Origin of the sequence: Pseudarthrobacter phenanthrenivorans Sphe3 (assembly GCF_000189535.1) — a bacterium.
Classification (GTDB): Bacteria; Actinomycetota; Actinomycetes; order Actinomycetales; family Micrococcaceae; genus Arthrobacter; species Arthrobacter phenanthrenivorans.
In genome coordinates this window covers 320630-346845 of sequence record NC_015145.1, presented here as the reverse complement: position 1 = coordinate 346845, position 26216 = coordinate 320630, and the positions used below count along the sequence as shown (strand labels likewise).

At 66.5% G+C, this 26216-nt stretch carries 22 protein-coding genes and 1 pseudogene; 6 read left to right on the top strand and 17 right to left on the bottom strand.

Going from position 1 to position 26216, the window contains the following annotated elements; all coding sequences use genetic code 11:
- Positions 1-13 precede the first annotated feature (13 nt).
- Positions 14-445, top strand: a complete 432-nt coding sequence (locus tag ASPHE3_RS01625; RefSeq protein ID WP_013599486.1) for a DUF3592 domain-containing protein — start codon at positions 14-16, stop codon at positions 443-445.
- A 107-nt stretch (positions 446-552) separates the two neighbouring features.
- Entirely contained in the window at positions 553-1041 is a 489-nt protein-coding gene (locus ASPHE3_RS01620) for a hypothetical protein (RefSeq protein WP_013599485.1), read from the top strand.
- Positions 1042-1048: 7 nt separating this feature from the next.
- On the opposite strand, the gene ASPHE3_RS01615 is transcribed toward ASPHE3_RS01620, so the two are convergent.
- From ASPHE3_RS01615 to ASPHE3_RS01585, 7 genes and pseudogenes are all read right to left on the bottom strand, one after another.
- A complete protein-coding gene (locus ASPHE3_RS01615; RefSeq protein ID WP_013599484.1) occupies positions 1049-1291 on the bottom strand; it encodes a hypothetical protein in 243 nt (80 codons plus the stop codon).
- 26 nt (positions 1292-1317) lie between these two features.
- The gene (gene dhaM, locus ASPHE3_RS01610) at positions 1318-2010 is read right to left on the bottom strand and encodes a dihydroxyacetone kinase phosphoryl donor subunit DhaM (RefSeq protein ID WP_013599483.1); all 693 of its coding nucleotides are present in this window, start codon (positions 2008-2010) and stop codon (positions 1318-1320) included.
- Positions 2007-2636, bottom strand: a complete 630-nt coding sequence (gene dhaL, locus ASPHE3_RS01605) for a dihydroxyacetone kinase subunit DhaL (protein ID WP_013599482.1) — start codon at positions 2634-2636, stop codon at positions 2007-2009. The genes dhaM and dhaL overlap by 4 nt, the downstream gene beginning before the upstream one ends.
- Positions 2636-3637 (bottom strand): dihydroxyacetone kinase subunit DhaK, encoded by a 1002-nt coding sequence (gene dhaK, locus ASPHE3_RS01600; RefSeq protein WP_013599481.1) that lies wholly within the window; start codon positions 3635-3637, stop codon positions 2636-2638. The genes dhaL and dhaK overlap by 1 nt, the downstream gene beginning before the upstream one ends.
- Positions 3638-3900: 263 nt before the next feature.
- Positions 3901-4410, bottom strand: coding sequence for an amino-acid N-acetyltransferase (locus tag ASPHE3_RS01595; RefSeq protein WP_013599480.1), 510 nt, complete (start codon positions 4408-4410; stop codon positions 3901-3903).
- A 19-nt stretch (positions 4411-4429) separates the two neighbouring features.
- The gene (locus tag ASPHE3_RS01590) at positions 4430-6553 is read right to left on the bottom strand and encodes a S9 family peptidase (RefSeq protein ID WP_041651851.1); all 2124 of its coding nucleotides are present in this window, start codon (positions 6551-6553) and stop codon (positions 4430-4432) included.
- Positions 6554-7036: 483 nt separating this feature from the next.
- Positions 7037-9530, bottom strand: a pseudogene (locus ASPHE3_RS01585) (ATP-dependent Clp protease ATP-binding subunit).
- A 130-nt stretch (positions 9531-9660) separates the two neighbouring features.
- Here ASPHE3_RS01585 and ASPHE3_RS01580 point away from each other — a divergent pair.
- On the top strand, positions 9661-10275 hold the full coding sequence (locus ASPHE3_RS01580; RefSeq protein WP_013599478.1) for a hypothetical protein: 615 nt from the start codon (positions 9661-9663) through the stop codon (positions 10273-10275).
- Between the two features lie 19 nt (positions 10276-10294).
- Here the strand turns inward: ASPHE3_RS01580 and ASPHE3_RS01575 are convergent, their stop codons facing one another.
- The 3 genes from ASPHE3_RS01575 to lysS all read right to left on the bottom strand — a co-directional run bounded on the left by ASPHE3_RS01575 (position 10295) and on the right by lysS (position 12471).
- On the bottom strand, positions 10295-10624 hold the full coding sequence (locus ASPHE3_RS01575) for a histone-like nucleoid-structuring protein Lsr2 (RefSeq protein ID WP_013599477.1): 330 nt from the start codon (positions 10622-10624) through the stop codon (positions 10295-10297).
- 132 nt (positions 10625-10756) lie between these two features.
- A complete protein-coding gene (locus ASPHE3_RS01570) occupies positions 10757-10936 on the bottom strand; it encodes a hypothetical protein (RefSeq protein WP_013599476.1) in 180 nt (59 codons plus the stop codon).
- A 2-nt stretch (positions 10937-10938) separates the two neighbouring features.
- Entirely contained in the window at positions 10939-12471 is a 1533-nt protein-coding gene (gene lysS, locus ASPHE3_RS01565) for a lysine--tRNA ligase (protein ID WP_174266582.1), read from the bottom strand.
- A gap of 96 nt (positions 12472-12567) precedes the next feature.
- Here lysS and ASPHE3_RS01560 point away from each other — a divergent pair, with 96 nt between their 5' ends.
- Positions 12568-13377, top strand: coding sequence for an alpha/beta fold hydrolase (locus tag ASPHE3_RS01560; protein ID WP_013599474.1), 810 nt, complete (start codon positions 12568-12570; stop codon positions 13375-13377).
- Positions 13378-13390: 13 nt separating this feature from the next.
- Here ASPHE3_RS01560 and atzF read toward each other — a convergent pair whose 3' ends face one another.
- The 5 genes from atzF to ASPHE3_RS01535 are packed head-to-tail and all read right to left on the bottom strand — an operon-like array spanning position 13391 to position 22069.
- Positions 13391-15238, bottom strand: a complete 1848-nt coding sequence (gene atzF / locus ASPHE3_RS01555) for an allophanate hydrolase (RefSeq protein WP_013599473.1) — start codon at positions 15236-15238, stop codon at positions 13391-13393.
- Entirely contained in the window at positions 15235-18960 is a 3726-nt protein-coding gene (gene uca / locus ASPHE3_RS01550) for an urea carboxylase (protein WP_013599472.1), read from the bottom strand. Before uca ends, atzF begins: the two co-directional genes overlap by 4 nt.
- Complete coding sequence (locus ASPHE3_RS01545; protein WP_013599471.1) at positions 18957-19634, bottom strand: urea amidolyase associated protein UAAP2; 678 nt, start codon at positions 19632-19634, stop codon at positions 18957-18959. The genes uca and ASPHE3_RS01545 overlap by 4 nt, the downstream gene beginning before the upstream one ends.
- Positions 19631-20509, bottom strand: a complete 879-nt coding sequence (locus ASPHE3_RS01540; protein ID WP_013599470.1) for an urea amidolyase associated protein UAAP1 — start codon at positions 20507-20509, stop codon at positions 19631-19633. The genes ASPHE3_RS01545 and ASPHE3_RS01540 overlap by 4 nt, the downstream gene beginning before the upstream one ends.
- A 57-nt stretch (positions 20510-20566) precedes the next feature.
- Complete coding sequence (locus ASPHE3_RS01535) at positions 20567-22069, bottom strand: amino acid permease (protein WP_013599469.1); 1503 nt, start codon at positions 22067-22069, stop codon at positions 20567-20569.
- A 218-nt stretch (positions 22070-22287) separates the two neighbouring features.
- On the opposite strand from ASPHE3_RS01535, the gene ASPHE3_RS01530 reads away from it, so the two are divergent.
- A complete protein-coding gene (locus ASPHE3_RS01530) occupies positions 22288-22965 on the top strand; it encodes a TetR/AcrR family transcriptional regulator (RefSeq protein ID WP_013599468.1) in 678 nt (225 codons plus the stop codon).
- Between the two features lie 100 nt (positions 22966-23065).
- Positions 23066-23902 (top strand): alpha/beta fold hydrolase, encoded by an 837-nt coding sequence (locus ASPHE3_RS01525; RefSeq protein ID WP_013599467.1) that lies wholly within the window; start codon positions 23066-23068, stop codon positions 23900-23902.
- A 66-nt stretch (positions 23903-23968) separates the two neighbouring features.
- Here the strand turns inward: ASPHE3_RS01525 and ASPHE3_RS01520 are convergent, their stop codons facing one another.
- Positions 23969-25444 carry a DHA2 family efflux MFS transporter permease subunit gene (locus ASPHE3_RS01520; RefSeq protein WP_013599466.1) on the bottom strand — a complete coding sequence of 492 codons (1476 nt, stop codon included), beginning with the start codon at positions 25442-25444 and terminating at the stop codon, positions 23969-23971.
- 137 nt (positions 25445-25581) lie between these two features.
- Positions 25582-26148: a type 1 glutamine amidotransferase domain-containing protein gene (locus ASPHE3_RS01515; protein ID WP_013599465.1), complete on the bottom strand. Its 567-nt coding sequence runs from the start codon at positions 26146-26148 to the stop codon at positions 25582-25584.
- Positions 26149-26216 lie beyond the last annotated feature (68 nt).

The following is a 26216-nucleotide window of genomic DNA, read 5'->3' as shown; positions in this document are numbered from 1 at the left end:
ACCGGGGGAAGCCATGAAAATCATTCTCTACATTGTGTGGGCGCTGTTCGTGGTGGCCGCCGTCTTCGCGGTGGTTCATGCAGTCCGCAAAACCCGGCATGAGGAGCAACTCGTCGCATCGTGGCCCAAGGTCCAGGCCACGGTCACCGGCAGCGTGGCGGGCTGGACGAACGGCGGCGGCCGTTCCAGCCGGCGCCGGCGCTTCTTCCCGACCTACCAGTTCACTGATCCGCAGGGCACGTTGTTTGCCGGCGAATCGGAGGTTTCGTCCGCCGGCAAACCCATACTGGGAACCTCCCTCGAGGTGGCCTACAACCCGGCCAACCCCAATGACTCCCGGCAGGTTTCGGCCAACCCGCGCACGACGCTTGGATGCGCGGTCCCGTTCTTCGCCGTCTTTGCCCTGGCCTCCCTGTGGTTCATCAGCGTCTTCCCGGTGGACTGAGGATTGCCGATTACCATTTGGCTGTCATTGCCGGCAGGGCCATAACAATGCAGGCATCAGTTCAGGCTGGGCGGGTGCTGCGCCGGAACAGCGTCCTACGCTGAAGTATGCGCAGGCAGCGGCTGCTTTTGGCACTGATTACGACGGCGGGACTCGCCTCAGCCTGCGGTCCCGGCCCCGGCGCGGCCCCCTGCCCTGCCATCGCCCAAGCCACGGCCGTCTCGGTGACGGTGCCGGCGGACTACGCTCCGCAGGTTGCGGCCCTGCACCTGAAGGCATGCCAGGACGGCTCCTGCACGGAGGACGACGTGGAGCTTCGGGAGGGGAGTACGTCGATCGACCAGGGCTGCGATGAAGGGGTGTGTTCCGCCACGGCGTCACCCAACGGCACCAAGGTGGGGCAGTTGTGGCTCGAAACCCTGACTGAATCCCCGATGATGGTGACGGTTTCCGGAACGGTTGCGGACGGGACGGCGCTGCCGGTCCGGACCATCGAGTTCCGCCCCAGGGCCGATTATCCCTTCGGCGAGCAGTGTGGTCGCTTCATCACAGCGTCAGTGGAACTCGATGCTGATGGACTCCACAACCGGAGCTGACCCGCTTCTAGAACAGCGCCGGCTGGCTGAAGGCGTCATTCTCCGGGGCTCCGGGAGCGCCCTCCCCGGCGTGGGCAGTGTGCCGCCATTCGAAGCCCAAATCCGCGAGGAGTTCCTCCACGGACGTCTGCCCGTCCAGTACTTCAATATCCGCGGAGGTGCTTTCGAGCTGGGGCCGTTCCATGGCATCGAGCATATGCGCAGGAGCGGCTGCGGCCTCCGCGAACACACCGCCGGTACCGAATTGCACCGTTGCATCGGCCCAGAGCGGGCGGTTTACGGCTCCCCGAAACCCGCCTGCACCAGGCCGCCCACGTAGTTCACGGCGCGTTCGGCGTCGGCACCCCACGCTTCCACATGCAGCACGGAGCCCTTGCCTGCCGCCAGGGTCATGAGTCCGGTCATGGAGGCGCCGTCCACCCCGTTGACCTTCACCTCGGCGTCCAGGGCAGAGAGGCCGCCTGCGATCTTCGCAGCGGGGCGCGCATGCATGCCCGCCTGGTTGACCAGCTCAAAGTCCCCCGTGCAGTCGGGCACGCCGCCTGCACGGGCACCTCCCTGGACCGCACTCAGCGGGGAGTCACCGGACTGGCCTGCCTGCCCGCCCGCGGCTTCCGCCGCGTGCTTGACCGCGTGCATGTCCGCGCCGCCCTGGGCGGCAACCGCCGCCGCCACCAGGCCCTCCACCAGGGGCGCATCCGCCAGCACCATCTCTTCGGGGTTCTCGACGAACTCCAGCGCCGACTCGGCCGTCATCACCGCGGACCCCAAATCTGTCAGGATCACGGTGCCCCCGCTCCCTGCTTTGTCCAGTGCGGCCATGACCTTTTCAAGACTGGTGCCGATCCTGCCGTCGGTGGTGCCGCCTGCGGTGAGGACCTCGACGTCGGGCGCCATTTGGGCGGCAAGTTCGGCAGCGCCGTCGGCAATTTTTTCGCTGTGGGAAACAACCACGATGGTGACTGTCACGCAGCTGCCCCCACTGCTGCGCGGAGGATCATGGCGGACGACGCAGCACCCGGATCCCGGTGGCCGGCGCTCCGCTCCCCCAGGTAGCTGGCGCGTCCCTTGCGGGCAACCAGGGGGTCCGTTGCAACGGCGCCTGCTTCGGCTGCCTCGGCTGCGGCCACCAGGACAGCGAGGACATCGCCGTCCTGCGCCGCCTTCTGTGCGGCTTCTGCCGCCGGGGTCCAGGCGTCCACCATGGTCTTGTCCCCCGGTTCGGCCTTCCCCCGGGCCACGATTCCGTCACGGGCAGCGGCCAGGGCGCCGGCCCAGGCCGCAGGCTCGATTTCTGCGGCGTCCCCCAGCGAGGTGGCTGCGCGCAGGAAAGCCGTGCCGTAGAGCGGTCCGGCGGCTCCGCCCACCTTGGACATCAGGGTCATGGCGGTCAGCTTCAGCGCGGCCCCGGGGGTCTCCGGCGGCGCTTCAGCCAGCTTGGCCAGGACGGCCTGGAAGCCCCGGTCCATGTTTTCCCCATGGTCCGAATCCCCAATGGCGCGGTCGAGTTCTATCAGGTAGACCCTCTGCTCGGCCATTGCTTGGGCGGACAGCGTCAGCCACTTGACTGCCCAGTTCACGTCCAGTGCCGCCATTACACGCCCCAGCGAAGGGCAGCGGTGTGTACAGGGGCGTCCCACAGTTCCGTGAGCTCATCGTCAAGCCTGAGTACCGAGATGGAGCAGCCCTGCATTTCCAGTGACGTGATGTAGTTGCCCACCAGCGACCGCTCTACTTCGGCGCCGCGGTCAGCCAGGACCTGCGCCGCCCGGCGGTAGACAATGTACAGCTCGCTCAGCGGGGTTCCGCCCATGCCGTTGACGAACAGCAGCACCCTGTCCCCGGAGGCGATGCCAAGGTCGCCGAGGACCGGTTCCAGCAGCCGGTCGGTAATGCCGTCTGCGTTCTCCATGGGGATGCGGTGCCGGCCCGGCTCACCGTGGATCCCGATCCCGATCTCGATCTCGTCCTCCGCGAGGTCGAAGCTGGGCGAACCCGCGTGGGGTACGGTGCAGGCGGACAGCGCCACGCCCATGGTCCTGACGTTGGCGTTGACCCTCTCGCCAATGGCGGCAACGGCTTCCAGGTCATCACCCCGCTCGGCGGCGGCACCGGCGATTTTCTCCACCAGGACGGTTCCGCCCACGCCGCGGCGGCCGGCGGTGTACAGCGAGTCCTCCACCGCCACGTCGTCATTGACCAGGACGGTCCGGACGCTCACCCCTTCGGCCTCGGCAAGCTCCGCCGCCGTTTCGAAGTTAAGGACGTCGCCGGTGTAATTCTTAACGATATGCACGACGCCGGCACCTGAGTTCACTGCAAGGGTCGCCGGAAGGATCTGGTCCGGCGTCGGTGAGGTGAACACCGCCCCCGGCACAGCGGCGTCGAGCATTCCGTGCCCTACGAATCCGGCGTGCAGGGGCTCGTGCCCGCTGCCTCCTCCGGAGACCAGTCCCACCTTGCCGCCCACCGGCGCGTCCTTGCGGGTGATGAAGGTGGGATCCGTGCTGACGGTAACCAGGCCGGCGTGGGCCAGGCCGAAGCCCTGCACCGATTCGTCGACGACGGCCTTGGGATCATTGATCAGTTTCTTCATGGCGGTGCTCCTGGCTCTGCTTCCTGGAGAATGTCACTTTGACCCTACTACCGGGGGCAGGACAGCGGTAGGCCGTCCCCGCGGGGAATTCGGTGCGGCTGTGGACGGAGAAAAGGGACAGCCCCCAATGACTGTCCCTTTCCTGTGGGCCCCCCGTCCCGGCCTCAGCCAGTTTATCCAGCAATTCGAGTAAATCAAGTCTTCGCAGGTCAGGCGGATGGTGCCAAAAGTCATCCCCAAGAGGGGCGCTCTTCAGCTGAGCGCTACAGCACCTTGATCATGCGGGTGTTGCCCAGCGTGTTGGGCTTGACCCGGGCGAGGTCCAAGAACTCGGCTACACCCTCATCGTGGGAACGGAGAAGCTCCGAGTACACCACCGGATCCACTGCGGACTGGTCCGCCATCACCTCGAAGCCGTGGCGCTTGAAGAAGTCCACTTCGAAGGTGAGGCAGAAGACGCGCGCAACACCAAGTGCACGCGCCTCCTCCAGCAGGCTCTCCACCAGGACGTGCCCCACCCCTTTGCCCCGCCAGTCGTGGGAAGCGGCCAGGGTGCGCACTTCAGCCAGGTCCTCCCACATGACGTGCAGCGCTCCGCATCCGATGACCTCGCCGTCGCTGGACTCTGCGATGCGGAACTCCTGCAGGCTCTCGTAGTAGGCAACCGTCTCCTTGGCCATCAGGATCCGCTGCTCAGCCAGCGGCGCCACCAGTTTCTTGATGGCTGAAACATCGCTGGTGCGGGCAGGACGGATATGGAAGGAGTCAGTCACAGAGCAATCCTAGTTGGGACTAAAGCCCGAGCTCCGCGGGCACGGGCACATCCTGGTCCAGGATGTGCCGGGCAAGGAAGCTCTCTACGACGCCGTACCAGACCTTCGCGTGCTGCGGCTGCAGGATCCAGTGGTTCTCGTCCGGGAAGTACAGGAAGCGGTGCGGGGTGCGCCCGTCCTGGTCCGCGGCCAGCTGCGATTTGGACAGCAGTTCGTACCAGAGGCGCAGGCCTTCCCCAATGGGAACGCGGTAGTCCTTGTCCCCGTGGATCACCAGCATGGGCGTGCTGATTTTCTCGACGTGAAGGTGCGGAGAGTTCTCCAGCGCCATCTCTTCGGTCATCTCCTTGAGCCAGTACTGGGATGCATCCGTGGTGGGGCCAAACTGGTCAAGCGCCCAGAGGCTGGCGTGCGTCACAATTGCCTTGAACCGGTCTGTCTGGCCGGCCACCCAGTTGGCCATGTAACCGCCGAAGGATCCTCCCATGGCGGCCGTCCGTTCCGCGTCGATGTCCGGCCGTTCGACGGCGGCATCGGTGACCGCCATGAGATCAGCGAAGGGCCCTTTCCCCCATTCGCCCCACCCGCGTTGGATGTAGTTCTGCCCGTAGCCGGTGGAGAGAGCGGGGTCGGGCAAGAGCACCGCGTAGCCCTTGGCCGTCATCAGCCAGGGGTTCCAGCGCCAGGTCCAGGCGTTCCAGGACCCCAGCGGGCCGCCGTGGATCCAGAGCAGCATCGGGGCAGGGGACGCTGCGGACGCATCCTCCGGCAGGGCAAGATAGGCGGGCACGCGCGAACCATCCGCAGCCGTGGCTGCGATGCGTTCGAGCCTGCCGGGATAGGCGGGCCGTTCCGCCGGCGCCGGCAGGCGTGTGGTTTCCCCGCTGCGCAGGTCGATGCGCACAGGCTCGGGCGGAAAGGAGTAGGAGCTCCGCAGGGCATAGGCGCTGCGCCCCTCGGGAGAAACCACGACGTCGGTGTACGCCGAGGCGTCCTGGGTCACCCTGGTGACGCTCACCTCAGCGGCAGAGGCCGGAACACTGATCCGGAAAACTGGCGACGCGCCGTCGTCGTCCGCTGTGACCAGGAGGGCCGAACCGTCAGGCAGCCACGCGGCGGGCTTTGCCCAGCGGTCCCAGTCGTGAGCAAGGGGCGTCAGCGCATCCAGTCCGTCCGCAGCATCTGCGGACACGTCGAGGAGGTGCAGCTTGACCTGGGGCGCCTGGTGCGGGGTGGTGTCACTCTCGCTGACGACTACCAGGGTTTTCCCGTCCGGGCTGACCGGGCCGGGAAAGTAGTTCATGCCCTCGTGGTCCAGGAGCACGGTGGTGTTGCCGGAGGCGGCGTCCACGGCCACCAGGACGGAGCGGCTGTCCGCCTTGGCCAGCGGCTTGGTGTAGCTGGCGTACACGGTGCGGCCGTCGGGGCTCACCGCGGTTTCCGCTTCCCGCAGCCGCGGACCCGCATCGGGGGTGAGGTTGCGCAGGACCAGCTCGGCCGTGGCGTCGATGGTTGCAGGCTTTCCGGGTTCCTTCTCCTTGCCCGGTTCCACAGCGAAAATCCTTGGCTGGCCGGGCCCTAGGTCTGCATCCCAGAACCTGACCGGATACTCGCTGTGCAGGATGGCGGAGACTTTGTTGTCCTTGCGCGACTTGCGCCGCTCGGCGTCTTCCTCCTCGTTGCCCGAACCTGCCAGGACCTCTGCCACCACAAACGTGGCATCCGCAGCCTTGGCCGTCATGACTGAACCCACGCCGCCAGGCCGGTTCAGCACCACACGCGCTTCACCGCCGCCAGCAGGGAGCAGCCAGAGGGCGTTGACGGGATCGGCGTCCGGGCTCTCCGGATCGGGCCGGGCCGAGGTGAAGTAGACGTCGCCGTTGGCCGCGAACGCCGCCCCCGCCTCACCCTTGGCGCTGCGCGTGATGCGCCGCGCCTGCTTCTGCCCCGCAGGATCCAGCTCCCAGAGAGCCGTGCCGAATTCTGTGCCCTTACTGTTCAGGGTGGCCACGGTGGTGACAAGCCTGGTGCCGTCCGGACTCAATGCCAGTCCGCTCACCCGCGGGATCGACAGGTAATGGTCCAGATCATGGAAGGGGGTCAAAGGTTGCTCATCCGGGATCGCCGGGGTCAAGTTAGCCATGTCCCTGATTCAACACGCTTTTCCCGCCCCACAACAGAAGGCACGGCGACGCGCATCACACTCTCCGGCTGCGTCGGTCCTGTTTTGCAGGCGGGGCATTGGGAATCATCGAGGTGCGGCATGCGGCTCACCATTTTGACGAATTGGTGTAATGGATGGATTACCCCAACTTGGAATGCAATCTCATGGTCTCCTATCAGTCGCGAAGCCAATTAGTCTGCGGGCATGAAACCTCGCGGAATTCTTATTGCTGCTCTTCTGCTGGTGGTCATCGTGGTTGCACTAATTGTGGATTCTCGAAGAAAAGCGGGCCCTGGTACCGCACCACTGATGATGTGATCATTGTGGTCGCAGGAAAGTGGTCGCCGCGTCGCTAGTCAAAGGCCCAGCGCAAGGACTACTGGCTGGCTAGGTATCGCTGCGCCAGGGAAAACGGAAGGCCCCGCCGGCTCTGAGAGCTGGCGGGGCCTTCCGACTATGCAATTAGACGCTCGGAGCGATCTCCGGGATGCGAGGCTTGGCGTTGCCGGCAAAGGTGAACTTTGCGTCGTCGCCTTCGCCTTCCACGTCCACCACCACGATGTCGCCGGCATGGATCTCACCGAACAGGATCTTCTCGGAGAGCTGGTCCTCGATCTCGCGCTGGATGGTCCGGCGCAGTGGCCGGGCACCCATGGCGGGATCGTAGCCGCGGGTTGCCAGAAGCACCTTGGCGGCCTTGGTGAGCTCGATGCCCATGTCCTTGTCCTTGAGCCGCTTCTCCAGCCGGGTGACGAACAGGTCCACGATCTCGATGATCTCGTCCTGGGTGAGCTGCGGGAACACCACAACGTCATCCACACGGTTCAGGAACTCGGGGCGGAAGTGCTGCTTGAGCTCCTCGGTCACCCGGGCACGCATACGGTTGTAGCCGGTCTGCGTATCGGTGCCGGACTGGAAGCCGGTGGCAACGCTCTTGGAGATGTCCCGGGTACCAAGGTTGGTGGTCATGATGATCACGGTGTTCTTGAAGTCCACCACGCGTCCCTGGGAGTCGGTCAGGCGGCCGTCTTCCAGGATCTGCAGCAGTGAGTTGAAGAGGTCCGCGTGGGCCTTTTCAACTTCATCGAACAGCACCACGGAGAACGGACGGCGCCGCACCTTCTCGGTCAACTGGCCACCCTCTTCGTAGCCCACGTAGCCCGGAGGGGCACCGAAGAGCCGCGAGACGGTGTGCTTCTCGGAGTACTCGGACATGTCCAGCGTGATGAGGGCGTCCTCTTCACCGAACAGGAACTCCGCGAGTGCCTTGGCCAGCTCGGTCTTTCCGACGCCGGTGGGGCCGGCGAAGATGAACGAGCCACCGGGACGCTTGGGGTCCTTGAGTCCTGCACGGGTACGGCGGATGGCCTGGGACAGTGCCTTGATGGCCTCGTCCTGGCCGACGACGCGCTTGTGCAGCTCGTCTTCCATCTTCAGCAGGCGCGAGGACTCTTCCTCGGTCAGCTTGAATACGGGGATGCCGGTGGAGTTGGCCAGCACCTCCGCGATGAGGTCCTCATCCACCTCGGAGATGTCGTCCATGCCGCCCGACTTCCAGTGGCGTTCCTTCTCAGAACGCTCGGAAATCATCTTCTGCTCCTTGTCACGCAGCGCTGCGGCACCTTCGAAGTCCTGCGCGTCAATCGCGGACTCCTTCTCCATCTTCAGCTTGGCGATGCGCTCGTCCATGGCCTTGAGCTCCGGCGGAGCGGTCATGCGGCGGATGCGCAACCGGGCGCCAGCCTCGTCGATCAGGTCGATCGCCTTGTCCGGCAGGAACCGGTCCGAGATGTAGCGTTCGGCGAGGCTGGCAGCGGAGGCCAGGGCGCCGTCGGTAATGGTCACGCGGTGGTGCGCCTCGTAGCGGTCACGCAGGCCCTTAAGGATCTCGATGGCGTGTGCCACGGAGGGTTCCTTGACCTGGATCGGCTGGAAGCGGCGCTCCAGCGCGGCGTCCTTCTCGATGTGCTTGCGGTACTCGTCCAGGGTGGTGGCACCGATGGTCTGCAGCTCGCCACGGGCCAGCATGGGCTTCAGGATCGAGGCGGCGTCGATTGCACCCTCGGCGGCGCCAGCACCCACCAGGGTGTGGATCTCGTCGATGAAGAGGATGATGTCGCCGCGGGTGCGGATCTCCTTGAGGACCTTCTTCAGGCGCTCTTCGAAGTCACCGCGGTAACGCGAGCCTGCCACCAGGGACCCGAGGTCCAGGGGTGTAGAGCTGCTTGTCCTTGATGGTCTCCGGAACGTCGCCGCGGACAATCGCCTGGGCCAGGCCCTCGACGACGGCCGTCTTGCCGACGCCGGGCTCACCGATCAGGACAGGGTTGTTCTTGGTGCGGCGGGAGAGGACCTGCATGACGCGTTCCATCTCCTGCTCGCGCCCGATCACCGGGTCCAGCTTGTTTTCGCGGGCAGCCTGGGTCAGGTTGCGGCCAAACTGGTCAAGGACCACAGACCCTGCCGGCGCGCCCTCGGGCTGGCCGGAGCCGACGCCTGCGCCGGTGGTCTCCTTGCCCTGGTAGCCCGAAAGAAGCTGGATCACCTGCTGGCGGACCCGGTTCAGGTCGGCGCCGAGCTTGACCAGCACCTGGGCGGCAACACCCTCACCCTCACGGATGAGGCCCAGCAGGATGTGCTCCGTGCCGATGTAATTGTGGCCCAGCTGGAGGGCTTCGCGCAGCGAGAGCTCCAGCACCTTCTTGGCACGGGGGGTGAAGGGGATGTGGCCGGACGGCGCCTGCTGGCCCTGTCCGATGATCTCCTGCACCTGCTCGCGAACGCCGTCGAGCGAAATGCTCAAGGACTCAAGAGCTTTGGCGGCAACGCCCTCACCCTCATGGATCAGACCCAAGAGGATGTGTTCGGTACCGATGTAATTGTGGTTCAGCATGCGTGCCTCTTCTTGGGCAAGCACAACTACGCGACGGGCACGGTCCGTAAATCGCTCAAACATTTCGCCACACTCCTAGCTACGACGTACTTTGATGCTACGTGGCTGGCCAGTGGTTGTGGAGCGTGTTCGCCACAGGGGAAACCCGCGCGGCTTGGGAATAACCTGGAAAGGGGTCCAGGGAGGCAAAGACATGTTGCACGTGGATGTGAAGAGGGCCCGGCGTCCGGCGGAAGTTGCTGTGGCGGCCGGAGTTGTGTGGCTTGCAGGCATTAGTCCAGTGCCGGGCGTCTATCTCGAGCCAGATCCCGGCCGGCGGCTCGCGATGCTCCGCAAGGGACGGCGCTCATGGGTGGTAGGGCAGCACGTCGCCGCGGCTGGCACCGCTGCCATGCCCGCCGCGTTCGCACGCCTGGCCCTGGCCCTCCCGGGCGGCCGGCCGAGGACGCTGGTGGGCACAGCCGCCGTCGCCCTTGCCGCAGGGGCGCCCTTGTTTATTTCCCAGCTCGCCGTGCGCGCCTCCGACCTGGAGCGCTTCGCGGAACGCAGGCTTCCGGGATGGCCCTTCCTCAGCTATGCATGGCTCCACGTGCTCGCCCTGGGCTCGCTGTCCGGAGCCCTGGCGGGCCTGCCGGATAAGGAAAAGGAAGCGGCCGCCGTCGGCCTCGCGGCTCTGGGGTCCGGGGTGGTCCTTGCGAAAACCGGGGACATTCCGCCGTTTGTGTTCTACCTCGCCGAGCAACTTGCCGCGGCAAGTTTCCTGGGCAGGAAAAAGGCCCTGCCTCCCGGAATGGGAACCAGGGCCTAATACCCGTTAGACGCCGGATCTAGGAATTTGCCTTTTGGTAGGCTTCCTGGATTTCGGCCTGAATTCGGCCGCGGCTGTTAACCGTGTAGCCGTTGTCGCGGGCCCATTGCCTAATCTGTGCAGAGTCGTGGCTGCGTCCCCCGGAGGCGGCCTTCGTCCGGACTGCGCGGCCACCGGAAGTTTTCCGTGCGGCTGCAACGAAACGCTCCAATGAAGAGCGGAGTTCAGCGGCGTTAGCTGCTGAAAGGTCAATCTCATAGTTGACCCCGTCGAGGCCAAACTTCACATTCTCGTCTGCGGATCCCCCATCCAGATCATCAACGAGGATGATGTTTACTTTCTGTGCCATTAAAAGTCTTCCTCTTGGAAAGGGTTTCGGTTTAGAAAAGCAGGATGTTTCCTTAAAAAGTATGACTCTGATTATGGCAACGCGTCAAAGCGCCGAATGGTTCCTGTGGATATTGGGGGGAAAATCGGCGGTTTATCTATTCGATTCCGGGTCCGGCTTCTCTGCCTGGGATGCAGCCCGGGCATCGGCTTCGGCCTGCGCCTGGGCTTCTGCCTGGCGCTCGGCTTTGTCCGCATTAAAGATCGATTTCATGGCGAACCAGAAAAGCAGGCCCACCACGATCGAGGGCAAGAGGACGGCGACGTACTCCACGGTCAGTGTCCTTCGGGCTTGAGCAGCGGGAAGAGGATGGTCTCGCGGATGCCCGCACCGGTGAACAGCATCACCAACCGGTCGATCCCCAGCCCGATACCGCCCATGGGAGGCGCACCGTACTCGAGGGCGCGCAGGAAGTCCTCGTCCAGCTGCATGGCCTCGTCGTCGCCCGCGGCAGCGTGGCGGGACTGCTCGGTGAGCCGTTCGCGCTGGATGACCGGGTCGATGAGTTCGGAGAAGGCCGTGCCGCGTTCCATTCCGCCGATGATGAGGTCCCAGGCCTCGATCAGCCGGCCGTCCTCGCGGTGCGGCCGGGCCAGCGGCTGGGCGGAGGGCGGGTAGTCGTAGACGAAGGTGGGGTTCAGCAGGGTGGGTTCAACGATCTCGCCGAACAGTTCAACAGCCAGCTTCTCGGCGTCCCATTTCGGGTCCACCTTGACCTCGTGCTTTTCGGCAATTTCCCGGAGCACCTCAAGCGGAGTGTCAGGGGTGACTTCCTGGCCAACGGCGTCGGAAAGCCCCGGATACACGGCCAGCCATTCCCACTCGCCGTCGAGGTTGATCTCCCCTGCTTCGGTCTGCAGGACACGGCCGGCACCCACGGCATCAGCGGCGTCGAGGATGATCTCCTTGATCCGCTCCGCCATGACGAACTGGTCAGCCCACGCCTCGTAGCACTCAAGGGTGGTGAACTCCGGGCTGTGGGTGGAGTCCACGCCCTCATTGCGGAACACCCGGCCCATGTCGTAGACGCGGTCGATGCCGCCCACCACCGCACGCTTGAGGTAGAGCTCGGTGGCGATGCGCAGGGTCATTTTCTGGTCGAAGGCGTTCATGTGCGTCTCGAAGGGGCGCGCAAGGGCACCGCCGTGGACCAGGTTCAGGATGGGGGTTTCCACCTCAACATAGTTGTGGCGGAAGAGCGTCTCCCGGATGGAGCGGGTGATGGCGGCGCGGGTGTAGACCATCTCGCGGGCTTCGTCGCGCACCATCAGGTCCACGTAGCGCTGCCGGACGCGGGTTTCCTCGTTCAGGTCCGCGTGCAGCACCGGCAGCGGGCGCAGCGCCTTGGAGGCCATGGACCAGGATTCTGCCATCACGGAGAGCTCGCCGCGGCGGGAGGAAATGACCTCGCCCTTGATGAAGACGTGGTCCCCGAGGTCGACCAGCGCTTTCCAGTCCGCGAGCGCTTCTTCACCCACGTTGGCGAGGCTGAGCATGGCCTGCAGGCGGGTGCCCTTGCCGTCTGTTCCGCCCTCCTGGAGGGTGGCGAAGCACAGCTTGCCAGTGTTGCGGATGAACACGACGCGGCCCGTGACGCCCACGATGTCCCCCGTGGTGTCATCGGCCTGGAGGTGCGCGTACTTTTCGCGGATCTCAGCGAGGGAGTGCGTCCGCTCCACGCCCACCGGGTACGCCTCAACGCCGCGCTCAATCAGTTTGGCGCGCTTCTCCATGCGGATCCGCATCTGCTCGCTGGCGTCCAGCGGCTCCGGGGCGTTCTTGGGCGAGGGGGTGTTTTGGGAAGTCACAATCCACAAGTTTACCGGGCGGGGAGGACGCATCGCTCCTGCCTAGGATGGGGTGGTGAAAGAACAGCTACTTCCAACGCACGACGGCGGCTGGCTTTGTACAGTTACGGCACCGCGGACGCGCCGGGCGACCGCCGGGTGCTGCTGATCGGCGGTGCATTCCTGACTGCCCTGATCTACCGGCCGTTTTCAGTGGCGCTGGCAAAGGGCCTGGGCGGGGGCTGGGCCGTGGACGTCTACGACCGCCGGGGCCGTGGCAGCTCCTCAGAACAGCCCGCCGGCTACTCCATGGCCACCGAGATCGAGGACGTCCGGACAGTGCTGGACGCTACCGGAGCACGGAACATCCTGGGCCACAGCCTGGGCGGATCCGTCGCCCTGAACGCCGTGCAGGAGTTCACCGGAAGCCGATACGTTCCGGACAAACTCGCGGTGTACGACGCCGCCGTGAACATCGACGGCAGCATCGACACCCGCTGGCTCGACGGGTTCGAGGACGCCGTGAACAAGGGCAGGGTGGGGCACGCCCTGGCCCACATGAAGAAGGCCACAAAACCCGGATCCGCGATGGCCCGGATCCCCGAGCCCGTGCTTGCCGGGCTGATGGCGCTGCTGTCCCGGACCAAAGTGAACCGGATGTTCCAGGAAGTCATGCCCAGCGGCGTCGGTGAACTGCGCGCCGCCTACGACGAAGCGGACCATGCCCGGGACTTCAGCGTGCTCCCCGCCAACACTCACTTCATGGCCGGCGGCAAGAGCCCCAGCTACTACAAGGTGACGGCAGAGCGGCTCCACGCGGCCGTCCCCGGCAGCACCTACGAGCTTTCACCCAAGGGATTCCACGGTTCCATCCCGGCGGCCGTGGAGGAACTGGTGACCGATATCTCCGAGTACTTCAAGGCCTGACTTCCACTAAGAGTCAGGTGCGCTCGCCCCTGCTGAAGCCCGCCAGTGCCACATCCCCGAGGTTCTGCCACAGGCTCTTCGACTGGCTCGGCTGGTCCTTGGCTGCCAGCCAGTCGCCGTAGTGTGTGATGTCCTCGCCTTGGGCAGCCGCCACGGCGTCGCAGGCGAAGCCCACAGCCCTGGAACCGTCTGCCAGCTCGATGGACCCGAGCAGCATGGGTTCGGGCAGTGCGGCCAGGAATGTGCCCAGCCCCGCCTCCGACACCAGCCACCGCTCACCCACCAGCTCCGCGCCGTCGTCGGAGCGGTACACGCCAGGCTTGGGCGGCACCGAATCAAGGGCCACCATCCGGTACCTGGCCGCCGTCCGCACCGGCCCGTCCCACGCGGCGCCGAGCGCTTCGAGCTGCGGGGCCAGCGGCTGCCCCTTGCGGTGCGCGCCGACCACCACCAGTGGTACTGCGGGTGCGCCTGCAGCCACAGGCCAGGGAGCGGACGACGACGGGCCGGCACCAGGGCGGCCGGCCGCCGGCGAGGCTCCCCCGGCGAAGAGGGCGGGAGCCTCCGGGGTTGCCTCCAGCAGGCGGGCAACGTCCGCGGCCACGGCGTCGTCAAACGTCCGGCCGACTACGGTCAGCCCGAACTGCGCGCCGTCCACCTCGCCGGCGGGGACCGCAACGGCGCACAGGTCGAACAGGTTGCAGAAGTTCGTGTAGGTACCCATCAGGGAGTTCACGCCCACCGGGTCGGCAGCCACCTCGGCAAGGGTGGGGTGGAACGGGGCGGTGGGAATCAGCAGGGCGTCAAATCCTTCAAGCTGTGCCATCGCCTTTCGCTTCAGTTCCTCCAGCTTCGCGGTGTCGTTGACGTAGCGGTGGGCGGGTACGGCGCCTGCCTTGCGGATGATGCGTTCCACGGTGGGGTCGATGCCCGCCTGGCCGTCCGTGCCGCCGTCGTACTTCTCCAGGAAATGGCCGACGGCGGCGTAACGCTCCGCCACCAGCGCGCCGTCGTACAGCAGCCGGGCAGCTTCGAGGAAGGAATCGAAGGCGATGGCCTCCACCTCCACTCCCGTTTCCCTAAGCCGGGCGACGTTGCGCTGGAACTCTGCAGCCCAGGCCTCCGGCAGTGCCGGCAGTGCTGCCGGGTACGCAACGCGCGGCTTCTCCGGAGCCGCCAACCGGATGTCCGCCGGCCAGGACCGCGCTCCGCCGGCCATCACGCCCATGGCGAGTTCGGCGGTGGAGAGCTCGCGGGCGAAGATCGTGACCGCGTCCCAGGACCGGCAGGCGGGCACCACGCCGGCTGTAGACACGACGTGAAGGGTGGGTTTGATGCCCACGATTCCCTGCAGTCCGGCCGGAATCCGGCCTGATCCTGCCGTGTCCGTCCCGATGGCGATGTCCACCAGGCCCAGGGCCACAGCCACTGCGGAACCGGAGCTGGAGCCGCCGGAAATGTGGTCCGGGCGGCGGGAATCGCGGACCGCGCCGTGCGGGCTGCGCGTGCCCACCAGGCCGGTGGCGAACTGGTCCAGGTTGGTGGCACCCAGCACCAGGGCACCGGCAGCCCGGAGCCGTGCCACTGCCTCTGCGTCCTCCTCCGGAAGGTACGCGAACCCGGGGCACGCCGCCGTGGTGGGGATTCCTGCGACGTCAACGTTGTTCTTGACGGCGAGCAGGATCCCGGCCAGCGGGAGGCGGGCGCCGTCCGCCACGGCTGCGTCAATGGCGGCAGCCTCAGTGAGCAGGTCATCTGCACCGCGGAGGGTGATCCAGATTTCCGGGCGGTCCACAGTTTCCAGGGCCGCGAGCGCAGCCTTGACCCGTTTAGTGGCGGGGCCGGGGGTCGCGGCGTTCATACTGCTGCCTCTTCCAGTTCGTGTGCTTCGGCCACGGACCCGGGTCCCGCAGCCACGCTTCCCAGGACCACCACTGCTTCTCCCGCAACCACCTGCGAACCGGCGGCGGGCAGGACCCGCAGCACCACGCCGTCGCACGGCGCCGCCAGGACCGTTTCCATCTTCATCGCTTCGAGCGACACGAGCGGCTGGCCCTTGGCCACGAGCTCGCCTTCCGCCACATCCACTTTCCAGACGCTTGCTGCGAATGGTGCGGCCACCAGGGAACCGCCGTCCGGAACCACTACCTCGTCTGCCGCCGGCACCACCACGGCGGCCAGCGCGTCGGCACGGTCGAACTCGCCGGCGTCGGCCCATGCCTGCCGTTCAATGGCGAATGCTGCGCCCTGCTTCTCGCGGAACAGTGCGATGGACTCGCGGTTCTCCTCGAGGAACTCCTCGTGTTCGGCCAGCGAGAAGGTGCCGTCCTCGATCTCTACTCCGCGGCCCCGTCCGGCTGCCATGTCGGCGCGGAGGTCCAGGAGTTCCTCGGGGCTGACCGGGTACCAGGAAATCCGGTCGAAAAAGCGCAGCAGCCACGGCGATCCTGGCTCAAACGGGGCGGAGTCCGCGTAGCGCGACCAGACCTGCGTGGTGCGGCCAACGAACTGGTAGCCGCCGGGGCCTTCCATGCCGTAGATGCACATGTACGCGCCACCGATGCCCACCGCGTTCTCGGGGGTCCAGGTGCGGGCCGGGTTGTACTTGGTGGTCACCAGGCGGTGCCGCGGGTCCAGTGGGGTGGCCACCGGGGCGCCGAGGTAGACGTCGCCCAGTCCGAGGACCAGGTATTCGGCGTTGAAGACGGTATCGAAGACGTCGTTGACCGAATCCAAGCCGTTGATGCGGCGGATGAACTCGATGTTCCAGGGGCACCAGGGGGCATCATCCCGAACGCCGGCCATGTAGCGTTCGATCGCCTCGCGGGTGGCGGGATCGTCCCAGGACAGCGGCAGCCGGACGGTGCGGCTGGGAACCACCAGTTCGGAGCTTGCGGGAAGGGCTGCCTCGATCTCCTGGACCTGGTCCAGGAGCCGTTTGGTAGACAACACCGAGGGATCCACTTTGATCTGCAGTGACCGGATTCCAGGGGTAAGGTCCACAATGCCGGGCACCCGGAGCTGTTCGAGGTGCTGGTGCAGTGCGTGCACCCGTGCGCGGAGCCCGAGGTCCAGCACCATCTCGCCGTACTCAACCAGCAGGTTGTCGTCGCCGGAGCGGCGGTAGGTGACCGCAGGCCGGCCGGAACCTTCCGGCACCCGGCCCAGCACGCCGTCGTCGCCATCCCCCCGCACCGTCCGCAGCGGCGGCGCAGCAGCGGCGGCGATGGAAAGGTCCCCGGACCAGCCGGCGTCGCCGGGCAGGACCAGTTGCCGGCCCGGTCCCAGGTCCTTGGCCGACGGCGCGTGGCTGGCTTTGATGGGCACGAACCGGACCTTGTCCCCCGGCCGGAGCTGGCCGAGCTTCCAGCGGTCGGCCGTCACCACGGTGACCGGGCAGACGAAGCCGCCCAGGCTGGGCCCGTCGGGACCGAGCAGGATGGGGGTATCGCCGGTGAAGTCCAGGGCTCCCACGGAGTACGCGGTGTCGTGGATGTTGGAGGGGTGCAGGCCTGCCTCGCCGCCGTCGGTCCGGGCCCAGCGGGGCTTGGGCCCTATGAGCCGGACGCCGGTGCGGGCCGAGTTGAAGTGGACCTCGTACTCGGAGTCATACAGCTCCTCGATGTCCTCCCGCTGGAAGAACTCCGGTGCACCGTGCGGGCCTTCCGTGACGGTGAGTTCCCAGGTGGAGGTTAGGGCAGGGCGGCTGTCCAGCGGGACTGCTGCCGTGGGTGCCTTTCCGGCTGGGGTCCCTGCACGCAGTACGTCGCCGGCGCGCAGGACCCGCCCGGCGTGCCCGCCGAACTGGCCCAGGGTGAAGGTGGACGCGCTGCCCAGGTACTGAGGAATGTCCAGGCCGCCCTGGAACAGGATGTAGCCGCGCAGTCCCTTGCTGCCGGCGGTGCCGACGTCGAGTGTTCCTCCCGCAGTCACCGTCACCGGAGTCCAAGCCGGGACCTCCGTGCCGTCCACTGTCACTGTTGCTTCCGCGCCGGTGATGCAGACCGTGGTGGCGTGGGTGAAGGTGAGGCTGGGGCCGGTCATGGTGAACTCCAGGCCGGGGGCGCCTTCGGGGTTGCCAAGGGCGGTGTTCCCCAGCCGGAAGGAGAGATCGTCCATGGGTCCGCTCGGCGGGACGCCGATCTGCCACAGCCCCGTACGGCCTGGCCAGTCCTGGACGCTGGTCTGCAGTCCGGGGCGGTCCACTGTGATCCGCGGCTCGGGATCCCCCACGCTGTCCAGCGTGCTGGTGGAGTGCTGGACTCGGCGGACGTCATCCAGCCTTGTGGCGGCGCGGAGCATCCCGAGGTTGGTTTCGATTCCATCCATCCGGGTGCCGGCGAGCGCCGCGGCCAGCTTGTCGAAGGCCTCGTCCCGGCTTGCAGCGGAGGTAATGATCTTGCCCAGGAGGGGGTCGTAGTTGGTGGACACCTCGGTGCCCGTTTCGGCCCACGCATCCACCCTCGCTTCCGCCGCAACCGGGTACACCGCATTGGTCACGGTACCGGCGCTGGGCTGGAACCCGCGGGCCGGGTCCTCGGCATAAACGCGGGCTTCCACAGCGTGGCCGGTCACCGGCAGGCCGTCCGGCACGTTTTCAAGGACAGTTTCCGCCTCATTGCCGCCCTGGGCCAGGCGGAGCATCCACTCCACCAGGTCCACGCCGGTGACGGCCTCGGTGACCGGGTGTTCAACCTGGAGCCGGGCGTTGACTTCGAGGAAGGACGCTTCGCGGCGGGCGGGGTCATAGACGAATTCGACCGTGCCGGCGGAGCGGTAGTTGAGGGAGGCGCAGAGGGCGCGGGAGCTGCGGTGCAGTTCCTCCCGAAGTTCCGCCGGCAGATCCGGGGCGGGGGCTTCCTCGAGGACTTTCTGGTGGCGGCGCTGCAGGGAGCAGTCCCGGTCGCCGAGGCTGACCACCCGGCCTTCGCCGTCGCCGAAGACCTGGACTTCCACGTGCCGGGCGTTCTCCACATAGCGCTCCGCGAAAACCCCGGCGGTGCCGAAGCTGGCACTGGCCAGGCGGGCGACACGGGGAAAGCTATCGGCGAGTTCGGCCTCGGTGCGGCAGACGGTCATGCCGATCCCGCCGCCACCGCCGGTGGCCTTGAGCATCAGCGGGAAACCGATCGTCTTGCCGGCCGCGACGGCAGCGTCCACGTCCTCCAGCAGCCCGGATCCGGCGATCATCGGCACTCCGGCCGCCCGGGCGGCGTCGCGCGCTGTGTGCTTGGTGCCGAAGGTGCGGAGTTGTTCGGGGGTGGGTCCTACAAAGACCAGCCCGGCTGCTTCAACGGCTTCGGCGAACGCGGCATCCTCGGAGAGGAAGCCGTAGCCGGGATGGATGGCGCCGGCGCCCGTGGACCTGGCGGCCTCGAGCAGCGCGTCCGCGCGGAGGTAGGACTCCTTGGCCGGCGCTGGCCCCAGGAGCACCGCTTCGTCTGCCAGCCGGACGTGTTTGGCGCCCCGGTCGGCCTCTGAGAACACGGCGACGGTCCGCAGTCCCAGCTTCTTCGCGGACTCGATGATGCGGCAGGCAATCTCGCCCCGGTTTGCGATCAGGAGGGTGTCAAAGGTGTTCACAGCGCAGCCTCCGGCCGGGTGACGATCATGCGGACAGGGGTGGGGTTGAAGCCGTTGCAGGGGTTGTTGACCTGCGGGCAGTTGGAGACCAGCACCAGGGTGTCCACCTCCGCCTTCAGGGCAACGCGCTTGCCGGGTGCGGACAGGCCGTCCACGATGCCCAGGGCACCGTCCGGGTCCACGGGCACGTTCATGAACCAGTTGATGTTGGACACCAGGTCCCGCTTGCCGAGACCCCAGCGCGAGCCCTCGATCAGGAAGTTCTCCACGCAGGCGTGCTGTTCACGCGTGTGCTGGCCATAGCGGAGCGTGTTCGATTCCTGCGAGCAGGCGCCGCCGATAGTGTCGTGAACGCCCACCTCATCAGCAACAACGGTCATCAGCGGCGTTCCCGTTTCCGCCCTCAGGACGGAACCCGTGGTGAGGACTATCGACTGCTGGCTTGCGATCGTGACGGCGGCGGAGTAGCGCACTGTGGTGTCGCCTGCGGCGTACAGCAGGCAGTCCACGGCCTGGTTGCCTTCGAGGTCCACGATGGTCAGCACGTCACCGGCGGAGACGACGGCGGACCACGGGCCGCGTGCCTCGACAAATTCGTCCAGGACCACCTCACCGGAGGTGAGGGCAATGGCGCGGGCGTCCGCTGCGGAAGTGGCTTGGGTGGCGGTGTTCATCGGGCGTTCCTTGCGGTCAGGTCGTGCTCGGTGTTGTGAAGGGCCTGCAGGTGTTCCGGAGCCAGGGGCCCGGCGAGGGCACCGGATTCCAGTGACGCCAGGTCCTGCGGCGCGTGCCAGGCGAGGATGTCCACGGCGGTGCCGGTGAAGTGCGGACGCGGGTCCAGCGGGTGGGCGGTATTGGCAAGGACCAGCACGGCGTCCAGTTGGAGGAGGAGTTCGACGACGGCACCGGGCCCGGCGCTTCCGGTGAAGGTGATGCTCCCGGCGGGGTCCACGTTGATGCCCTTGAAGAGGGTCAGCGACGGTGCCACATCGCTCGGTCCCAGGCCGCTCTTCAATGCCCCGAGGGTGAGCAGTTCGCGTGCGGCCGGCGATGCGCTGTGGGCGGTGCCGGCGCCGTATCTTGCCGTGTTTCCCTCCAGCGTGGTGGCGCCGGTCAGGGCGTCGTGGCGGGAGGAAGTATCGGCCACGATCGTGGCCATCAGGCGGCCGGCGTCGGAAAGCAGCGGGTGGCCGGTGGAGGGGTAGGCCTGCCAGGGCACCTTGACCGTGTCCGCGATGTTGAGCCTTTCGTGCAGGGCTCCGGAGCGGTAGAGGAGGGCGTGCACGCAGGCGTCGCCGGCGGTGTCCGTGAGCCGGATCCTGGTGCCGCGTGCCAGGGCCATGGTGGTGTAGCGGCCGAAGGCCAGGGATTCGGCCCATGTGGGGGACACGCCGTCGGGCAGTCCTTCCGTCAGGCGCGCCGGGGCCGTAGAAGCCGGCACGAAACGCATGGCGCCAACGGTCCTGCCGTGCTGCTCCCTGGCATGGGCGCGGGCGCCTGCCGTGGTGGCGGTGCCGGCTGCTGCCGGGCTTTCGGTTACTTGTGTCATGTCAATCCTGTACTGGTCGTGAAGCGTGTGTTGTAAGAACTGGCTGGGGAGAGGTGTTCAGGCCTTCGAAGCCAGGTTCCGCCGTCGGACCCACATCCCCAGGAGCAGGACCACGGCGACGATCAGCGGCGCTGAGTAAAGGAGGATTCCGTTCTCGCCGGAGGGGTCGTACACCTCCGGCCGGGGCCAGGCCAGGTTGACCACCATCAGGGCTCCGTAAAGCACGGCCAGGATGTTCACCGGGAGCCCCCAGCGTCCCAGTGAAAAGAGCCCTGCGGGGAGGGTTTGCCCCACGCGGTTCCAGTCGCCGCGAAGCCTGTTGAGGAGCTGTGGCACGGTCACCAGGAGGTAGGCGATGTAGACCATGACGATGCAGACGCTGCAGAGGGTGGTGAAAAGGGCAGCGTTGCCCACATTGATGGCGAGGACCCCGACGGCGAGGGCACCGATGACGATTGATGGCCACATGGGCGTACCGCGGGTGGCGTGGACCGAGGAGAGCAGGGCGGATGCGGGGAGTTTGCCGTCCCGCGCCATGGAGAACACCAGCCGTGACCCTGCAGTCTGGATGGCCAGGGTGCAGACGAAGATGGCGATGGCCACGTCCACCAGCAGGACCTTGCCCCAGAACGTGCCCAGGACGGCGGTGAGGACGTAGGGCAAGCCCTCGGTGGCGAGGCGTCCGTCGTCGAGGCTGGGTGCTGCCATCAGGGCCGTGATGATCATCAGCGCACCGCCGATGCCGGAGATGAGCAGGGCGGAGAGAATGGTGCGCGGGGCTGTCCGGCGCGGGTCCTTGGTCTCTTCGGAAAGCTCGCCGGCGGAGTTGAAGCCCACCATGACGTAGGCGGCCATCAGGCCGGAGACCAGGAAGGCCCCCACGGCGCCGAGGTCCGAGCCCTGGAGCACCGTGGTGTCAGCGACAACTTCCGGTCCGCGCTGGGCCGCGCTGATGAGGGCGAGGATGACGGCCACCACGCCGACGATCTCACAGGTGACGCCCACTGAATTAACGTGGGCCATGAGCTTGACGCCGAGCGAGTTGATGATGGTGGTGGCCACCAGGAGCACGGCTCCGAGGATGACGGCGTTGGCGGCGCCCGTGACGGTGCTGAGCGCGGGGTCGCCGCCCACTATCTGGAAGCCGTCCCAGAGCTGGGGCAGCACCACCTGCAGGGCGATCGCGGCGGCTGCGGCGGTCACCACCTGGGCGATGGCCATGAACCAGCCTGCGAACCAGCCCACGCCTTCTCCCCCGACGCGCCGGGCCCACTGGTATACGGCGCCGGACAGCGGGTAGCGCGCGGCGAGCTCCGCGAAGTTGAGGGCGACGAGGAGCTGGCCCACCAGTACCACCGGCCAGGTCCAGAAGAAGGCCGGCCCCGCGAAGGAGTAGCCGAAAGCGAACAGCTGGAAGATGGTGGTGAGAATGGAGACGAAGGAAAAGCCGGCGGCAAAGGAGGCGTAGCGGCCGAGTTTCCGGTGGAGCGTGGGTTCGTAGCCAAGGGACGTCAGATCCGCGTCGTCCACATGGACGGCGGGAGCAATGGTTGAAGTCATCTGATTCTCCGGGGGCTGGAATGGCGGGGGCCGCCGGTTCCGCAGCACTCGGCCGAAAGCTGCGGAATACCGGTCACTTGATAGTTTTCCAGCGCGATGTCCCCGACTGGTTTCGCCTCTGTAAAAGGGACGTAGACCTCTTGTTTCCGCGACATTTCCATCCCCTCACCACTGCCGCAGGCCCCAAAAGCCACCAACAGGAATGCAAGAATGATGCGGTGACTTCAGCAGGACCGGGACGCCCCCGCAGCCAACAGCCCTCCCGGCCCGGCGCCACCGCCCGCGACGAAATCCTGGATGCTGCGGCAGAACTTTTTACTACCCAGGGCTTTGCCAACACCTCAACGCGGTCCATCGCAGATGCAGTGGGAATCCGGCAGTCGTCCCTGTACCACCATTTCAAGACCAAGGACGACATCCTTGAGGACCTTCTCGAGGGCACTGTGGCCGGAGGGCTCGAATTTGCGCGGACCGTGGCGGCGCTTCCGCCCGCCGAGGCTGCGGCTGGAAGCCGCCTTCACGCCGTCGCGCTTTTCGACGGGACGCAACTGTGCAGCGCCCGCTGGAACCTCGGCCTCCTGTACCACCTCCCCGAAGCCCGCAGCGGACGCTTTGCCCGTTTCCTCGCGGACCGGCAGGAACTGCGCAACCTGTACGGGGAACTCGGCGCGGCCTTTTCCCCCGCCGGCACTGTTTCCGGCCCGGGGGCCAATCCGGGCGACCTGGCCTTTCGCCTGGTCGAATCCCTGATCAGCCTGCGGGCCGACGGCCTGGCAACCCCCGACTCCCCGCTGCAGGCGGCCGATGCCGGCATCGTCCTGTGCGGACTTGGCACCAGTCTTCCCGCCATTCGGAAGGAAAGCGCCGCGCTCATCGAACGCTTCGGCTCACCGTAGGCACGCAGCCGTCAGAGTTCTCGGGCAGATACCGGGGTGAGGTGCCGTAGGGAACGAGTCCATGGTGCCTGCGCTCGGCTTGCTCAGATAGGCTCGGAGCATGACGCGTGAGAACATCAGGACCCCCGACGGCGGCACGCTGGAACTCTTCTCCACGGGCACGGAACTTGCTTCGGCCGGCTCCGGCGTGGTGGTTGTTCCGCCGTCCATGGTGACCGCCTCGGACTACACGAAATTTGCGCAGAAACTCAGTGCTGCATTGGGCCGCCCGGTCCACACGTTCAACCGCCGCGGCCGGGGCTCCTCGTCCCCGCAGCCGGAGGACTACACCCTGGACGTGGACATCCGCGACCTGGATACGGTCATGAAGCACACCTCCAGCACGGATGTATTCGGGCACAGCTTTGGCGGGGCAGTTGCCCTGCACGCGGCCCGCACCCTCCCGGTGGAACGCCTCGCGGTATACGACCCCGCGGTCTCCGTGAACCACAGCGTGAAAGCTGACTGGATTGCGGAGTACGAGCACGCGGCTGCGGCCGGTGACGACGACCGGGCCCTCGCTGTCCTGCAGCGCGGGCTGGAAGCGGGGGGCTCCTTTTCCTCCCGGATGCCGCTGTCCATGCTGACCCTGGCCAACAAGCTCACCGCGGGCACCCATGAGGGCAAACAGCAGCGCGAACTCATGCGCACCGGCGTGCGTGAGATCAAGGCCATCATCGCCGCGGATATGCCGGCGGAACCGTTCCTTGAGCTGCCGCTGGAAACCCTGATCGTGGTGGGCGAAAAGAGCCCGGCGTACTTCGGGGTGGCCTGCGGCCAGATCCACGACGTCCTCTCCGGCTCCAGCTACACCATCCTGCCCGGGTTCGGACACGACGGCGTCATCAAGGCCCCGGACCGGCTCATCAAGGAGCTGGCCGACTTCTTCGCCGGCTGACCCAAGTAAGTAGCGCCAAGTGTCGTTTTGAGCAGTCAAAACGACACTTGGCGCTACCTGGTTGGGCTAGTGGGCGGCGTGACGTGCGCCGGCACCTTCGGTCTTGCGCATCATCGCTGAGAGCACGACGGCGGCAAGGGCTATGACGGTCGCCGTCATGAAGGCGGCGCTCATCCCCGCCACGAGGCCTGAGGCCGCTGAAACCACCGCGAAGATGGACACCAGCAGGGCCGTGCCGGCAGCGCCGGCCACCTGCTGCGTGGTGCTCATGATCGCCGAGCCGTGCGAATACAGGTGCGGCGGGAGCGGGTTCAGGCCGGTGGTGAACGCCGGGGTGAACAGCAGCGCAAGGCCGAAACTCAGCCCCACGTGCAGGGTGACGATCCACCCGACGGACGTGCCGGCGTCGAGCATTGAGAACTGCCAGAGCGACGCAACCATCAGGATGGACCCGGTGACAGTCAGCGGCAGCGGGCCAACTTTGTCGAAAAGGCGCCCGATGACCGGTCCCAGCAGGCCCATCGCCAGGCCGCCGGGGAGCAGCGCCAGGCCGGTTTCAAGCGACCCCAACCCGCGGATCTCCTGCAGGTAGAGCGGCAACAGGATCACACCGCCGAAGAGCGCCATCATGGCCACCACCATCAACAGGACGGAGACGGTGAACATGCGGAAGTTGAACGCCCGCAGGTCCAGCAGCGGGGCCTCGGCCTTCTGCAGCCGCACCTGCCGGAGGATGAAGACGGCGAGGCTGGCGACGCCGATCACCAGCGCGGCGATGGCAGCGGTTCCGGGACCGGCCTGGCCGCCGTGGCCGCCGCCGATCTGGCTGAGGCCATAGACCAGCCCGCCGAAGGCCGGGACGGTGAGGAGGACTGAGGGGAAGTCCAACTTTGTCTTCTCAACCTCGCCAATGTTGGTCAGGTATTTGGCGCCGATCGCCAGTGCCGCGAGGGCTACCGGCAGGACGAACACGAACATGAAGCGCCAGCTGAAGTGTTCCAGGATCAGGCCGGAAACGGTGGGCCCCATGGCCGGGGCGACGGAGATGGCGATGCTGACATTGCCCATCACGGCACCCCGTTTGGCCAGGGGCACCAGGGTGAGGATGGTTGTCATCAGCAGCGGCAGCATGATCGCGGTGCCGCCCGCCTGGACGATCCGCGCCAGGAGCAGCAGTTCGAATCCCGGGGCCACTGCCGCCATCGCGGTGCCGCCGGCGAAAAGCCCCATGGCGAGCATGAAGACCGCCCTGGTGGAGAGGCTTTGCAGGATGAACCCGGTGGTGGGAATGACCACGGCCATGGTGAGCATGAAGCCGGTGGAGAGCCACTGGACGGTGGGGGCGTCAACCCGGAGGTCCACCATGAGCCGCTGCAGGGCCACGTTCATGATGGTCTCGTTGAGGATCACCACGAACGTGGCCACCAGCAGCGTGCTGATGATGGTCACCGACTCACGGGACATCTTCTCCGGCGCGGCGGGCCTGGTTCCTTGGGTTTGGACGGTCTGGCCGTTGGCGTTCGGAGAGACTTCGGTAGACATGGGTGTTCCCTCAGGGAGTGTTTTGAATGGTGCACGGACGCGGCCGCTGCAGATGCCAACACTCTACCGGTTGGAGTAATTCCTCCAGACCGGAATTTTTTGTAAAACCTGAGGGAACAGCCGGGGTGTTCCCGGAATCAGGCGGCCTGGCCCGCGTGCTGGCCCTCGGAGATTTCCTCGACCAGCTTGCTGTTGAAGGCGGGCAGATCGTGCGGGTTCCGGCTGGTCACCAGGCCCTGGTCCACCACTACTTCCTGGTCGCTCCAGCTGGCGCCGGCGTTCTCCAGGTCGGTTCGGAGGGTGTGGTACGAGGTGACGCTGCGGCCGCGGATCACGCCGGCATCGATGAGCAGCCAGGGGCCGTGGCAGATGGACGCCACAGGCTTGTGCTGTTCAAAGAAGTTCCGGGTGAACGCCTGCGCGTCCTTGTCCACGCGCAGGTGGTCTGCGTTGACGACGCCGCCGGGAATGACCAGCGCATCGAAATCCGAGGCGTTCGCGTCCGCCACGGTGAGGTCCACGTCGAAGGTATCGCCCTTCTCCGTGCCCTCGAAGCCCTGGACCTTGCCACTGGAGGGAGCCACCAGGGTTGGCACTCCTCCGGCGTCCTTCACGGCCTGCCAGGGGCTGGTGAGCTCAACCTGCTCGACGCCGTCGGTCAGCAGGAATGCGACCTTCTTGCCTTCAATGCTGTGCTCTGACATTTTTCCTCCTCGTCGGAGGCGGCCCCGGGATGCCCTGCAGGCATCCCGAAGTGCCGCTTCCCAGAGTT

Coding starts and splice junctions, on each gene's coding strand:
- ASPHE3_RS01625 (WP_013599486.1), top strand. CDS start 14: ATGAAAATCATTCTCTACATTGTGTGGGCGCTGTTCGTGGTGGCCGCC.
- ASPHE3_RS01620 (WP_013599485.1), top strand. CDS start 553: ATGCGCAGGCAGCGGCTGCTTTTGGCACTGATTACGACGGCGGGACTC.
- dhaL (WP_013599482.1), bottom strand. CDS start 2,636: ATGGCGGCACTGGACGTGAACTGGGCAGTCAAGTGGCTGACGCTGTCC.
- dhaK (WP_013599481.1), bottom strand. CDS start 3,637: ATGAAGAAACTGATCAATGATCCCAAGGCCGTCGTCGACGAATCGGTG.
- ASPHE3_RS01590 (WP_041651851.1), bottom strand. CDS start 6,553: ATGGCTAACTTGACCCCGGCGATCCCGGATGAGCAACCTTTGACCCCC.
- ASPHE3_RS01580 (WP_013599478.1), top strand. CDS start 9,661: ATGTTGCACGTGGATGTGAAGAGGGCCCGGCGTCCGGCGGAAGTTGCT.
- ASPHE3_RS01575 (WP_013599477.1), bottom strand. CDS start 10,624: ATGGCACAGAAAGTAAACATCATCCTCGTTGATGATCTGGATGGGGGA.
- atzF (WP_013599473.1), bottom strand. CDS start 15,238: ATGAACGCCGCGACCCCCGGCCCCGCCACTAAACGGGTCAAGGCTGCG.
- ASPHE3_RS01545 (WP_013599471.1), bottom strand. CDS start 19,634: ATGAACACCGCCACCCAAGCCACTTCCGCAGCGGACGCCCGCGCCATT.
- ASPHE3_RS01540 (WP_013599470.1), bottom strand. CDS start 20,509: ATGACACAAGTAACCGAAAGCCCGGCAGCAGCCGGCACCGCCACCACG.
- ASPHE3_RS01535 (WP_013599469.1), bottom strand. CDS start 22,069: ATGACTTCAACCATTGCTCCCGCCGTCCATGTGGACGACGCGGATCTG.
- ASPHE3_RS01525 (WP_013599467.1), top strand. CDS start 23,066: ATGACGCGTGAGAACATCAGGACCCCCGACGGCGGCACGCTGGAACTC.
- ASPHE3_RS01520 (WP_013599466.1), bottom strand. CDS start 25,444: ATGTCTACCGAAGTCTCTCCGAACGCCAACGGCCAGACCGTCCAAACC.
- ASPHE3_RS01515 (WP_013599465.1), bottom strand. CDS start 26,148: ATGTCAGAGCACAGCATTGAAGGCAAGAAGGTCGCATTCCTGCTGACC.